This is a genomic window from Dickeya oryzae (genome assembly GCF_020406815.2).
Classification (GTDB): Bacteria; Pseudomonadota; Gammaproteobacteria; order Enterobacterales; family Enterobacteriaceae; genus Dickeya; species Dickeya oryzae.
In genome coordinates, this window is sequence record NZ_CP162670.1 from 4,554,909 (window position 1) to 4,568,608 (window position 13,700).

Genomic DNA, 13,700 nt, shown 5'->3' on the forward strand with positions numbered 1-13,700 from the left:
ACCGTGGCCTTGCCACCAGGGATAAATTTTAAAATACGCTTCCTGAAGAAGTAATGGCGGCATAGTGACCTCTGCGATGCATTTTTTACGAAAAATGACGCAGATATATTGCCGCCAGACATTCGTGGGACACCCTTATTTATACCCTAAATAATTTGAGTTGCAGAAAGAACGCAGCCAACACACCGGCAACTTAACGTATGACGGGTATATAACACATAACGACATTAATAACCGCTTTCCCCCATTGCGAGGATAACCTATGTCTACCGCGCTGTTGCTTACCATCGCCATCGCTGGCGTCCTGATTCTGCTGCTGATGGTCATCAAGGCCAAAGTTCATCCTTTTGTTGCGCTGCTGGTTGTCAGTTTCATGGTGGCGCTCGCTACCGGTATTCCGGTCGATAACATCATGAAAGCCATCACCGGCGGCATGGGCGGTTTACTGGGCTCCATCACGATCATCATTGGTCTTGGCGCGATGCTGGGCGGCATGATCGAAGCCTCCAACGGCGCAGAATCTCTGGCACAGCGCTTTACCCGCAGCCTTGGCCCCAAACACACCGTGGCCGCGCTGACCATGGCCGCGTTTATTCTGGGTATCCCGGTGTTTTTTGAAGTCGGGTTTATTATCGTGGTCCCCATTATTTACGGGTTCAGTAAAGTCGCCCATGTTTCACCGCTAAAATTCGGCCTGCCAATGGCAGGGGTGATGCTGGCAGTACATGTCGCGCTGCCGACCCACCCGGGCGCAGCGGCGGCGGGTGCCATGCTGGGTGCCGACATCGGCTGGCTGATGATAGTCGGTATCGCCATCGCGATTCCGGCCAGTATTGTTGGCTACTTTACCGCTCGTAGCATGAACCGCCGCCACTATGCGTTATCGATTGAAGTACTGGAACAGATGCAGTTATCCAAACCGGAACCCAGCACATTACCGGAATCCGGTCTATTGCCCAGCCATCCAGCGGTCCCCGGCGCTGGCCTGATAGCCAGCCTGATCGTTATCCCTATTGGCATTATTCTGCTGGGCACCATTGCCGCTGCCACCCTGCCTGCCGACAACCTGCTGCGTAAAGCCATGGTACTGGCGGGCACACCGGCGGTTGCCCTGCTGATTGCCCTGGCACTGGCGACCTATTTTCTGGCACTGCGTCGCGGCTGGTCGAAAGACAAAATCAGTGATGTGATGAGTGCCGCCATTCCTACCTCCGCCGCGGTGATCATGGTCGCGGGCGCTGGCGGTGCCTTTGGTAAGGTACTGGTGGAATCCGGCGTCGGCAAAGCGCTGGCCGAATCCCTGACCGCCATTCATCTGCCCATCATTCCAGCCGCCTTTATCATCTCGCTGGCGCTGCGTGCCTCGCAAGGCTCCGCCACCGTTGCCATCATCACCACCAGTGGCTTACTGAGTCAGGCGGTCGGTGGCATGAGTCACATGCAGTTGGTGCTGGTCACGTTGTCCGCCTGCTTTGGTGGGCTGGGCTTGTCCCACGTCAATGACGCCGGTTTTTGGGTGGTCACCCGCTATCTGGGGCTGTCGGTCGCCGACGGTCTGAAAACCTGGACGGTACTGACCACGGTGATGGGTCTGGTGGGTTTCGTCATTATTCAGATGCTGTGGTTTATTATTTGATAGGTATCATTTCTTACTTCTGCATTCTTTCCTTTCTTTAACGTAAAACTGTAAAAGTACGACCAGAATTGCAAAAACACCATCTGAGCTGATCAGGTGGTGTTTTATTTGACCTTTCGCACTTTACATTCGACAAATCAAACTATATTCCTTACTCTTATTAACCAGCACAGCTATGGCTAATTTTATTTAAGGCTTATTTTACGTTACTCATTGATTTCAACGATCCATGTTACTGGCTCTTATAAAACATCATCTTATCTATTCATAGAATACAGGTAATAAACAGGAGAATTGTCGGCTAGCTCACAGAAATATTCATATGAAATAGAATCAACCTGAATGATACACACTCAGAACTATTTAACCTCCTGGACGAGGTAAAAATAATACATGGAATACACGACGTTAAGGACATCTATGAACGCGCTAAAAAAAATGAAGCTGGGCACCATGCTGAGTGCTGGATTCGCCCTGGTCATCGTAATCGGTTTGCTGGTCGCGACCTTCGGCCGAACCCAACTGGTGGGACTCGGTGATGACATTGATCACCTCTCCTCTACGACCCTCACCAATATGATGTTGATTCAGGAAGCCAAAACCGGCTTCGATACCAATTCCCGTCTGGTGCGCAATATCGCGCTCAGTAACGACCCCGAGCGTATCGCGGCTGAAAAGCAGCAGATAGACCGGCAGATCGCGCGTAACACCGAGGTGCTCAAACAGCTTTCCGAACGGCTGGATACGCCGGAAACACGCGACCAACTCAACCAATTGACGCTGGCGCGTCCGGCTTATCTGCAAGCCTTTAATAAAGCCGTCGCACTGGGGATGTCCACCCAGCAGGAACAACGCACTCAGGCGCGTGACTTGATCCTTAACGACATGCAAACCGCCCAAAACGGCGTGTTCAAGGCGTTGGACAACATGCTCGACTTCCAAAAGAAAGTCACCATGAATGTGGTTGAAAGCTCGATGCGTGATGCCCGTTCCGATGGCTCGCTCATGCTGGCGCTGGCGCTGGCCGCCGCCGTACTCGGTGCGCTGACCGCCTGGCTTATCACCCGTACAGTAAAAGGCCAGTTGGGTGGCGAGCCAGCGTATGCCGCTGCGGTGGCACAGAAAATCTCCGACGGCAATCTGGCTTTTCAGGTTGAACTGCGCTCAGGCGATAGCAATAGCGTGTTAGCCGCCATGAACGAAATGCGGCAGAAACTGGGGCAGATAGTGACCCAGGTGCGCCAGAGCAGTGAATCCATCGCCACCGGTGCCAGCGAAATTGCCGCCGGCAGTACCGACCTGAGTCAGCGTACCGAAGAGCAGGCCGCCAGCCTGCAACAGACCGCCGCCTCAATGGAGCAGATGAGCCAGACCATCCGCCAGAACGGCGATACCGTGCGTACGGCGAGCACACTGGCGCAATCGGCCAGCTCAACCGCCGCCAAAGGCGGCGAGGCCGTCAGTAACATCGTTCGCACCATGGAAGAGATCTCCCACAGCTCGCACAAAATTGGCGACATTATTAGCGTCATTGATGGCATTGCCTTCCAGACCAATATTCTGGCCCTCAACGCAGCAGTGGAAGCGGCCCGTGCCGGTGAACAAGGCCGCGGCTTTGCCGTCGTGGCCGGTGAAGTCAGAAACCTGGCGCAGCGTTCTGCTTCCGCGGCTAAAGAGATCAAGGAACTGATTACCGCCAGCGTCGAAAAAGTGGAAGTGGGCTCGGTACTGGTCAGCGAAGCCGGTTCCACCATCGACGAGCTGGTGAAGCAGGCGCGCCATGTCGCGGATTTGATCGGTGAAATCGGTGTGACCACGCATGAGCAGGAATCCGGTATTTCGCAAATTAACGATGCGGTCAACCAGCTCGATCAGGTCACCCAGCAGAACGCCTCGCTGGTGGAAGAGTCAGCCAGTGCCGCCGACAGCCTGAGTGATCAGGCGGCAAAACTGGTGGAACTGATGAGTATCTTCACGATTCAGAATACCTTTGGTCAGCAGCAGCCCCCTTCATTGCAGAAACCGGGAATGTCAGCGCATAAATTAGCGCCGTCCAGACTGGCACTGGCAAACGACACCGGCAGCAACAGCAACTGGGAACAGTTCTAAGCACCTTTTGTCCTGACACCGCCACGGCAACGTGGCGGGCTATCCCGATTAAAAATACCTGACACCACGATTAATAACGGGGTCTATTATCAGCCGCTGTCGTATATCCACAACGATACGCATTTTTTTGAAAATGATTTCCCCAGGTTTATACTTCATCACCTCATATAAAATAACGCACATGATTATTATTATTTCCCGCCACCAAACAAAATAAAAATTAAAACATAACATCATGATTAATAAAGATTAAAAAAATAAAATCACAATTAATAAAATTTATTTCACATCTTAAGATATAACAAAGGCTCATCGATTAGATTAACCCTCGACATCACAAATAACCTGGCGACTTTGGTATTCGTTCTTTCTTATGCCCGTAATCATTCATATTGCGGCAAGGCAGAAAATAACGCTGCAACATGAAGAATGACGGGTAACACGCACCGGTTTGTCGTGATTAAAAACAACATTCGGGGGATACACCATGAGCATTCTGAAGAATATGAAACTTGCCACTATGCTGGGCGCAGGTTTTGCCATCGTACTGGGCATCAGCTTTTTCGTCTCTGGCTATGGGCAGCTTCAATTACGCCATCAAGCTAGCAATGTCCACGAACTGGCCAGCGACCAACTGGAAGGATTACTGCTGGTGCAGGAGTTAAAAGATAACCTGAACAGTATCGCGATTGTGGTACGCGAGCTGACATTATTCACCGCACCGGATCAGGTGGAACAATATAAGCAGCAAATTAGCAAAACCATTGCACGAAACAGCGAGGTGATTAAACGCATCAGCGAGCTGGCTATCAGCCCCAAAGAAAAATCGCTGTTTGAGGGAATCAATCAGGCTCGCCCTGCCAGCCTGGCGGCCACGCAAAAAGCCCTTGCGCTCAGCCTGAACAACAAGCTGGAGGAAGCCAAAGCCGTCATCACCAATGAAGTCAAACCGGCGCAGGAAAATTACTTCAAAGCCATTAACGAGATGGTGAGCTACCAGAAAAGCGACACCCGTCAGTCGGCTGACGAGGCCAGCGACGCCGCACGCAATGCCGGTTTCCTGATGCTGGTACTCACCGCCATGTCGACAGTACTGGGTATTGCGATCGCCTGGTCGATTACCCGCCGTATCAAAAAGCTGTTGGGTGGCGAACCGGCGTATGCCTCCGATATCGCTCGTCAGATTGCCAACGGCAACCTGGCCATCAACGTCGAACTGCAAGCCGGGGATACCACCAGCCTGCTGGCTGCCATGGGCGACATGCGTGCCAAACTGAGTGATATCGTCCATCAGGTACACGACAGCAGCGCCTCAATTTCCACCGGCTCCAGTGAAATCGCCATCGGCAGCAACGACCTGAGCCGCCGTACCGAAGAGCAGGCCGCCAGCGTGCAAGAAACCGCCGCCTCGATGGAGCAGATTAGCCAGACTATCCGCCAGAATGGCGACACCGTGCGCGAAGCCGCCCAGCTTGCCAGCGCGGCCAGCCAGACGGCGACCAAAGGTAACGATGTGGTACGCGATGTTATCGCCACCATGGGCGACATCAGCACCAGTTCCCGTAAGATTGGCGACATCATTACCGTGATTGACGGCATCGCCTTCCAGACCAACATCCTGGCGCTCAATGCCGCGGTAGAAGCGGCCCGCGCCGGTGAACAAGGACGCGGTTTTGCGGTGGTCGCTGGGGAAGTTCGCTCACTGGCACAACGTTCAGCGTCTGCTGCCCGCGAAATTAAAGAGCTCATCACCACCAGCATGGAAAAAGTAGAAAGCGGCTCTCAACTGGTGTCACATGCCGGTGAAACCATGACGGATATCGTGACTCAGGCGCAGCATGTGGCCGACCTGATTAGCGAAATCGGCGTCACCACGCAGGAACAGGAATCCGGTATCTCGCAAATCAACCAGGCCATCACCCAGTTGGATAGCGTCACCCAGCAAAACGCCGCGCTGGTGGAAGAATCGACCAGTGCCGCTGAAAGCCTGAGCGAACAGGCCGCGAAGCTGGTGGAACTGATGAGTGTGTTTAACATTGCACACGCCTCGGCCACACCGTCGCCGTCTCCATCGCCGCGCCGTCAGCCACAGGCTAAACCGGCGTTAAAAAAACCGGCCACCTTTAAACCGGCCCTGAAACCCGCGCTGGCGAGCAGAAGCAATAACCACGACTGGGAACAGTTCTAAGCCCGACAACACGACGAACCGTAATCCTCCAACCGCCACGTCACCGTGGCGGTTTTTTTGTGCCTCAGCCCTAGGGTCACTATCTGACAGCGTATGTGTATTAACGCGCGTCTATTTTGCTGGGGTTAGCACGCCAAATACCCTTCCCACGGCAATACCATTATAAAAAATATGTTTTTATTCAGATATACATCCTGAAACCTTCATTAATAAAATGAATATAATTACATCAATAACAATTCAGTAAACAATAATAAAAATTTTTATTACATTTATCGACAAACGCAAAAAAACCCGACATACTGCAATTCGTTCAGGAAGAGCAATCCTTTTCAGGTAGTTAAATACCTGAATGCACAATGTCGTACACACCTTGAGTTTAATTAGAGCTGCTAATAAATTAGCACATTAACGGTTTAATTATCACCCGCAGGCCAGCGTTTCCCTGACGACGTTATTTCGCCAGCGGTCTTGTTATTGCCTGAAATACGCTACGGAAGCCAATATTTATACCCGAAATAGTTCGGATATATATCAGGGATAAAATACAGCTTATATAAAAAGGTGACGTTATGCGTTTTTTTAAAGACATAAAATTAGGCTCTATGTTAGGTATTGGGTTCACGATGGTTATCGTCATCGGTTTTCTGGTGGCAATTTATGGTCAACTGCAATTACGCCAGCTCGGCACAGATATTCAGACATTATCCAAAAAGCGCATCACCAATTTACTGTTGATACAGGAATACAAAGACAACCTGAATATTGCTGCCCGGGTTATCAGGAATATCGTGTTGCTCTCTGAACCACAGCAAATGGCGTTAGAAAAACAGCGCCTTGATAATATGGCCCCCAGAAATAACGAGATTATCGCAACACTCCATAACGTCGCGAATACCCCTGAACAGAAAGCGATGATTGCTCAGCTTGACCAATACCGCCCGATTTATGAGGAAGCGCTCAGAAAAGCGCTCGAAAAAGGGCTAGCGAATAAAGACGATGAAGCCAGAGAACTGATTATCACTGATGTACGCCGTGCTCAGGATTCGCTCTTTAAGATCATCGACACCATGCTGGCTTACCAGAAAAACGCCACCACTGTGACGGCTGACAATTCGCAGTCTCAGGCGGTCAACGCCGGTGTCATCATGCTCTCGCTGGCGGTATTGATTACCCTCGTCGGTAGCCTGATTGCCTGGAGTATTACCCGCCGTATTAAAGGGCAACTGGGTGGCGAACCCGCTTATGCTTCACACATTGCCCAACAGGTGGCGCAGGGCGATCTGTCAGTGGATGTGATGCTCAAAACCGACGACCAGCACAGCCTGCTGGCGGCCATGCGCACGATGCGTGATAGCCTCAGCCATATCGTCAGTCAGGTACGCCAGAGCAGCGAATCGATTGCCACCGGTTCTCAGCAAATCGCCATGGGCAATACCGACCTGAGCAGTCGCACCGAAGAGCAGGCCGCCAGCCTGCAACAAACCGCCGCCTCCATGGAGCAAATTAGCCAGACCATCCGCCAGAATGGTGAAACGGTGCGAGAGGCAGCCCAGCTCGCAGCACATGCCAGCGATACCGCGGCTAAGGGCAGTGACGTGGTGGGCAATGTTATCCGCACGATGGATGGCATCAGCGCCAGCTCGCGCAAAATCGGCGATATCATCAGTGTCATCGACAGTATCGCCTTCCAGACCAACATCCTGGCACTGAACGCCGCGGTGGAAGCGGCCCGTGCCGGTGAGCAAGGCCGGGGCTTTGCGGTCGTGGCCGGTGAAGTACGTTCGCTGGCACAACGCTCTGCCTCCGCCGCCCAGGAAATCAAGGAATTGATTACCGAAAGCATGGAGCAGGTAGAAAGCGGTGCCCAACTGGTCGGCAGCGCCGGGACGACCATGGATGATATCGTGACGCAGGCACACCGCGTTGCCCAATTAATCAAAGAGATCGGTGTGACGACTACTGAACAGGAGTCCGGCATCAGTCAGATTAATCAGGCGGTCAACCAGCTCGATCAGGTGACTCAGCAGAACGCCGCACTGGTGGAAGAATCGGCCAGTGCCGCTGAAAGCCTGAGCGACCAGGCCCGCCATCTGGTGCAATTGATGAATGTGTTCGTCGTGACTGAACATCATCAGCCACATGAACAGGTCGCGTACCGCCCCCGTAGCGATTTGCGGCTGGCGCTGACGCCACACTAACCTCTCTACCGGCCTTACTGATGAGGCCCTGGGGAAGTGGAAAAAAACGCCACTTCCCCCTTTATACCCACTGGGTTTACTCCTGTTAAACCGTGAGCAAAAGCGATTTCTATCGCCCTATCAACCACCTGCCTTTATTTCGCCTGCACGTTATCTGTCATGTCGGTTAAAACAGTGGATAGATTTTGTTAAAAAGTTAATTAACTAAAAAATCATTTCGCAACTCAACGATAACAAGTTGAAATCAATTCGCACAGGTTGTTTCGCCGGTGAGGTTACATCCACCGTCTTTACCACCGATATCCCACACACTCGAGTGGCAGGACAGCACGCCTGCCATCGGAAGTATGACGGGTACTTTTGTTTCATTCCAGGGAATGCATATTCATGCATGACGGCAACACCAAAATAAAATAAGGCACACGATGCAGATACTAAAAAATATGAAGCTCGGCACTATGCTCGGATCCGGTTTTATACTGGTCATTCTGATCGGTTTTACCGTAGCCATTTTCGGGCGCAGCCAGTTGATTCATGTGGGCAATAATCTGGATTACCTGTCCAATATTCGCCTGAATAACCTGATTGCCATGCAGGAAATTAAAGATAACTTCAATGCCGCCGCCCGAATCATTCGGGAAAGCGCAATACAAACTGACACCACGCTTCTCACGCAGGAAAAGCGCCGACTCGACACACTTATCGAACGGAATAACAGCCTGCTCAGGTTGCTGGATGAAAAACTGAAGCTGAAAAAATCACGGGAATTGCTGACGCAGTTGAATCAGGCACGTCCGCCTTATTCCAATGCGGTACGAAAAGTCATGGAACTGAGCATGAACGGCCAGCAAGAACAGGCCCGTGCGTTAATTCTGGGTGAGCTATTGAGCACGCAGTCCACGCTGTTCAACGTGATGGATACCATGATAACGGAACACAAGAATGACACGGTCGAGATGTCCCGGCATTTCATGGCGGATGCTCGCGACGCCGGTAGCCTGTTGTTGATAGTCACCGCCATCAGTGCACTGTTGGGTGTACTGGTCGCCTGGCTGATTACCCGTCAGGTGAAAGGGCAACTGGGCGGTGAGCCAGCCTATGCCTCACATATCGCCCAACAGGTGGCACAAGGCAACCTGGCGGTAGAAGTGCAGTTACAGGCCAACGACCAGTACAGCCTGCTGGCCGCCATGCATACCATGCGCGACAACCTCAGCCACATCGTCAGTCAGGTACGCCAGAGCAGCGAGTCTATCGCCACCGGGTCGCAACAAATCGCCATCGGCAACGCAGACCTCAGCCAGCGTACCGAAGAGCAGGCCGCCAGCCTGCAACAAACCGCCGCGTCGATGGAGCAGATGAGCCAGACGATTCATCAAAACGTCGGAACCGTGCGTGAAGCCGCCCTGCTGGCCAACGCCGCCAGCCAGACGGCTGCCAAAGGCAGTGAGGTAGTGAGCGACGTGATTTGCACCATGCAAGAGATCACCAGCAGCTCACAAAAAATCGGCGATATCATCAGCGTCATCGACAGTATTGCCTTCCAGACCAACATTCTGGCACTGAACGCCGCGGTGGAAGCGGCGCGTGCCGGTGAGCAAGGCCGTGGCTTTGCGGTAGTAGCCGGAGAAGTACGCTCACTGGCGCAACGTTCCGCGTCCGCCGCCCGGGAAATCAAGGCACTGATCACCGAAAGTATGGAGAAAGTAGAAAGCGGCTCTCGTCGTGTCAGCCATGCCGGTGTCACCATGGGGGAGATCGTCTCTCAGGCGCGGCATGTTGCTGAATTAATTAATGGGATTGGGGTCACCACCGGTGAGCAGGAATCCGGCATCGGCCAGATTCATCAGGCGGTCAGCCAGCTCGACCAGGTGACTCAGCAAAACGCGGCGCTGGTAGAACAATCCGCCAGCGCGGCGGAGAGCCTGAACGCTCAGGCCAGCCATCTGGTGCAGTTGGTGAATGCATTCATCCTTGTCAGTCATGCTGGCCAGACCCGACGCCCATCGCCTGATAACGTCGCCTTGCCTCTGGCATTAGCGTCACGATAACCACGGCATAAGGCGATTAACCCTATCTTCGGGGAGGAGGACAGCATGCCGACTCCCCGAATCATGCTGCCGTGTGACGCTCAGACCTGCACATCAATCGAGACATTGCCCGCCGGGCCGACAGACAGATCGACGCTGATGTCCGCCCCTCCCGTCATGTTCATCGACTGCACCGTCTTCTCGATATCGGCAATATACTGATTTATAGCCTGAATCTGCTTCTGGGCTTCTTTGTCGCCGTTTTTGCTCGCATTTTTCACCATCGAGAGTAACGACTTCAGCTCGCGAACGGCATCCTGTATTGACTTCGCATCTGCCCGCCGCTGCGTCGAACCGGCACTGCGCTCGATAAACGCGGCGGCCACGTCCTGCCATTGCTTCGCTTCCTGTGCAGAAGTGTCGCCCTCACCACTTTTTGCCGTCGATGGCACGCCCGCAGTACGCTCCCCTGCGCCCTGAGTCGGCGATTCAGCAGAGGCACCAGCGGCAGAGGTGGTGGTGGTTGCTGCTGTGGCTGTGGACAATGCACCACCACCGCTTTCTGCTGCCACGCCAGACTGATTTTCCCCTCCCGCCGAGCCGGTAGCCGCCCCGCCGCTGCCTCCGCTCAGTGTTTTCGCCGCCTGTCCCAGCTCTGCGGCCAACTGGCGAAGCTCGCGTAGTACACCGGGAGGCACCGACTGGCCGGCCAGCGACAGCAACATCATCTTCAGCATCTGGATGCGCCGTTTGATTTGTTCAATACGTCCGCGCGCCAGATCCTGGTCGGCACTGTTGAGCTTGTTCATATTGACCCGCATGGCGGCATCAATACGTTTACGAACCTCGTCGCTGAATTGCACCATCACAGACGTCAACGATGGCTGCTCGCGGGATGTCTCGGTTTCGGTGCTGGTTTGCGCCGTACTGGCGTCACTATCGGTCCAGACATTCTGCGTTGACGTACCTGTGGCAGAACGGTTGAAAGAAAGTGGAGAAGTCATTCGAAGTCCTATGCAGCGCCGGTCATCACTCATCAGCAAAAATGAAGCATGAGGTATTCACACACCATCAGCCACATTTTCTGACATATATTGAAACATAACGGCACCACACCCACAGTCTTTAGGCCATGTACGTCTTCACCACCACACCGTCGTCAGGCAAAAGCGTTTCTTATTACTCCGCTATACAGCGATATGATAGACAGGCGAAAAAAGACGGTATTAATAACAATAAATTAAGCCTAATCCATTCGCAATAAAATGAATTAATATAAAAATAATCACACCAATGAAGTTTAATAAAAAAATAAACACTGCCCTTTATAGACAAACCCTCATTTTGCTTCCATATTGATAGTGTCGGCCTAGTAAGTATTACCACGGAAGACATCATCTGCCGGACTGGCATCAACCAACGATATGTTGTTCAATTTTCTTTCTATACGCCTGCCGACGGTGTTATAGCCCGACACCAGATAATAGACCTTTGCTGGATAAAACTGTGCTGCGATATTTTTTTGAAAATACGCCGTACGGATAACCCTATACAAAATCATAAAATAACTGAGCCACGCTAATGGACTGAGACGGCACACTATTTTTATTTTCCAGCGATGGGATGTGCATTGAATATCAATATGAAATGCAATTGCACGGCACTACGGCAGGTATATCAGTCGGCCAGTCATCATGACAAGGTGATGATATTCCTTACTTTCTGGCACCCGCTCTTTGCATCACCCATGTGAACGAAGACATTGACACACAGGCACGGAAATATGGACAAATTAAAGCACATGAAACTCAATACGATGATTGGCGCAGGTTTTGCTGTCGTTATTATTATCGGATTTCTCGTCGCTACATTCGGTAAAATACAATTACGAGAATTAAGCTCAGATATTCAGTTACTTTCCCAAAACCGCATCGTTAAATTACTACTCATACAATCCTATAAGGATAATATGATCGTCGTAACTAATTCCGTGCGCAATATGGTTATGCTGACCGATGTCACCAAGATGAGTCAGGAGAGAAAGAAAATCGATGAGAGCGTGGAAAAAAATGCAGCGATCATCACTAAATTAAAAGCAATGTCCAGTGACCCAACCGGTCAGCAACTGATAAATAACCTTGCGATTGTCCGTCCCGACGCTGTCGCCGCACTGAGCAAAGCCATCGCACTGGCGCAATCTAATCGTAATGAGGAAGCCCGCAATGTCATCCTCAACGAAATGCAACCCGCGCAGGACAAGCTGATTGCGGCTATTGATGAGATCGTCACCTATCAGAAAACCGCCACCACCGACCTGGCAGATAGCGCTGAAAATCTGTCAGACAGTGCCGGTAATACCATGTTTATTCTGGCGATCGTTGCCATGCTGATCGGAGCGCTGATCTCCTGGTTGATTACCCGTCATGTCAAAGGCACCCTCGGGGGTGAACCGGCAGAAGCGGCTCGTATTGCCCGGCAAATAGCACAAGGCAACCTGTCGCTGGCGATACCGCTACAGGAAAACGACAATCACAGTCTATTGGCTGCCCTTGAGATGATGCGCCGCAGCCTGAGCCACATCGTCGATCAGGTGCGCCAGAGTAGCTATGCGATCGCGATGGGAACCAGCGAAATCGCCAGCGGAACCAACGATCTCAGCCAGCGTACCGAAGAACAGGCCGCCAGCCTGCAACAAACCGCCGCCTCCATGGAGCAAATCAGCAACGCGGTCAGCCATAATGTAGAAATCGTCCATCACGCGACTGAGCTTGCCAACAACGCCAACAGTACTGCCGATAAAGGCAATAACATGGTCAACAATGTCATCAGCGTGATGAACGACATCAACAGCAGTTCCCAGAAGATTGTTGATATTATCCAGCTTATCGACAGCATTGCTTTCCAGACCAATATCCTGGCGCTTAATGCCGGGGTAGAAGCCGCCCGCGCCGGGGAAGAAGGGAAAGGGTTCGCCGTGGTCGCCAGTGAAGTTCGCTCGCTGGCACAGCACGCCGCCAGCGCGGCACACGACATTAAAACCCTGATTACGGAGAGTGTACAAAAAATCGAAACCGGGGCTGATTTGGTCACCCATGCAGGCAGCACCATGAGCGATATCCTGCAACAGACCAAACAGGTTGCCGAACTGATCGGTGAGATCGGTCTTTCGACCAGTGAACAGCAACTGGGGATCTCGCAAATCAACACGGCAGTGGCACAGTTGGATCAGGTCACCCACCAAAATGCGGCACTGGTAGAGGAATCAGCCACCGCGACCGATAGCCTGAACCAGCAGGCGGCCCACCTGGTGGACGTGATCAAAGTGTTTGTGGTGGAAGAGACTATTTCACGCAAACGGCTGGATATGAACGACCCGGTTAACATCGCTGATACCCCCATCGAGCACCGTCTGATTATGCATTGATACCGTGATGCACCCAGTAATACATAGCAGTAATACCTATACAGAGGGGACGTGTGGCACGTCCCCTCTGTGGTGTGACGACCCCATCTATAGTGGGCCAGTAATGTACCCA

Annotated in this window: 7 protein-coding genes; 6 read left to right on the top strand and 1 reads right to left on the bottom strand. The window is 52.3% G+C overall.

The annotated features are described in order from the left end of the window. Positions 1 to 262: 262 nt before the first annotated feature. From LF929_RS20105 to LF929_RS20125, 5 genes are all read left to right on the top strand, one after another. Positions 263 to 1,636, top strand: a complete 1,374-nt coding sequence (locus LF929_RS20105) for a GntP family transporter (protein ID WP_226092876.1) — start codon at positions 263 to 265, stop codon at positions 1,634 to 1,636. 420 nt (positions 1,637 to 2,056) lie between these two features. Further along, on the top strand, positions 2,057 to 3,745 hold the full coding sequence (locus LF929_RS20110; protein ID WP_038909307.1) for a methyl-accepting chemotaxis protein: 1,689 nt from the start codon (positions 2,057 to 2,059) through the stop codon (positions 3,743 to 3,745). 487 nt (positions 3,746 to 4,232) lie between these two features. Further along, positions 4,233 to 5,933 carry a methyl-accepting chemotaxis protein gene (locus tag LF929_RS20115; RefSeq protein WP_038909308.1) on the top strand — a complete coding sequence of 567 codons (1,701 nt, stop codon included), beginning with the start codon at positions 4,233 to 4,235 and terminating at the stop codon, positions 5,931 to 5,933. Positions 5,934 to 6,505: 572 nt separating this feature from the next. Continuing rightward, on the top strand, positions 6,506 to 8,134 hold the full coding sequence (locus LF929_RS20120) for a methyl-accepting chemotaxis protein (protein WP_038909309.1): 1,629 nt from the start codon (positions 6,506 to 6,508) through the stop codon (positions 8,132 to 8,134). Between the two features lie 425 nt (positions 8,135 to 8,559). Continuing rightward, on the top strand, positions 8,560 to 10,185 hold the full coding sequence (locus LF929_RS20125) for a methyl-accepting chemotaxis protein (RefSeq protein WP_226092875.1): 1,626 nt from the start codon (positions 8,560 to 8,562) through the stop codon (positions 10,183 to 10,185). An 80-nt stretch (positions 10,186 to 10,265) separates the two neighbouring features. Here the strand turns inward: LF929_RS20125 and LF929_RS20130 are convergent, their stop codons facing one another. After that, a complete protein-coding gene (locus LF929_RS20130) occupies positions 10,266 to 11,168 on the bottom strand; it encodes a cell envelope biogenesis protein TolA (protein WP_226092874.1) in 903 nt (300 codons plus the stop codon). Positions 11,169 to 11,980: 812 nt separating this feature from the next. Here LF929_RS20130 and LF929_RS20135 point away from each other — a divergent pair. Then, complete coding sequence (locus tag LF929_RS20135) at positions 11,981 to 13,588, top strand: methyl-accepting chemotaxis protein (RefSeq protein ID WP_226099854.1); 1,608 nt, start codon at positions 11,981 to 11,983, stop codon at positions 13,586 to 13,588. The last annotated feature ends 112 nt before the right edge of the window (positions 13,589 to 13,700 follow it).

What these genes read in the sequence shown, in the direction of transcription:
- LF929_RS20110 (WP_038909307.1), top strand. Translation starts at nt 2,057, where the DNA reads ATGAACGCGCTAAAAAAAATGAAGCTGGGCACCATGCTGAGTGCTGGA.
- LF929_RS20125 (WP_226092875.1), top strand. Translation starts at nt 8,560, where the DNA reads ATGCAGATACTAAAAAATATGAAGCTCGGCACTATGCTCGGATCCGGT.
- LF929_RS20115 (WP_038909308.1), top strand. Translation starts at nt 4,233, where the DNA reads ATGAGCATTCTGAAGAATATGAAACTTGCCACTATGCTGGGCGCAGGT.
- LF929_RS20120 (WP_038909309.1), top strand. Translation starts at nt 6,506, where the DNA reads ATGCGTTTTTTTAAAGACATAAAATTAGGCTCTATGTTAGGTATTGGG.
- LF929_RS20135 (WP_226099854.1), top strand. Translation starts at nt 11,981, where the DNA reads ATGATTGGCGCAGGTTTTGCTGTCGTTATTATTATCGGATTTCTCGTC.
- LF929_RS20105 (WP_226092876.1), top strand. Translation starts at nt 263, where the DNA reads ATGTCTACCGCGCTGTTGCTTACCATCGCCATCGCTGGCGTCCTGATT.
- LF929_RS20130 (WP_226092874.1), bottom strand. Translation starts at nt 11,168, where the DNA reads ATGACTTCTCCACTTTCTTTCAACCGTTCTGCCACAGGTACGTCAACG.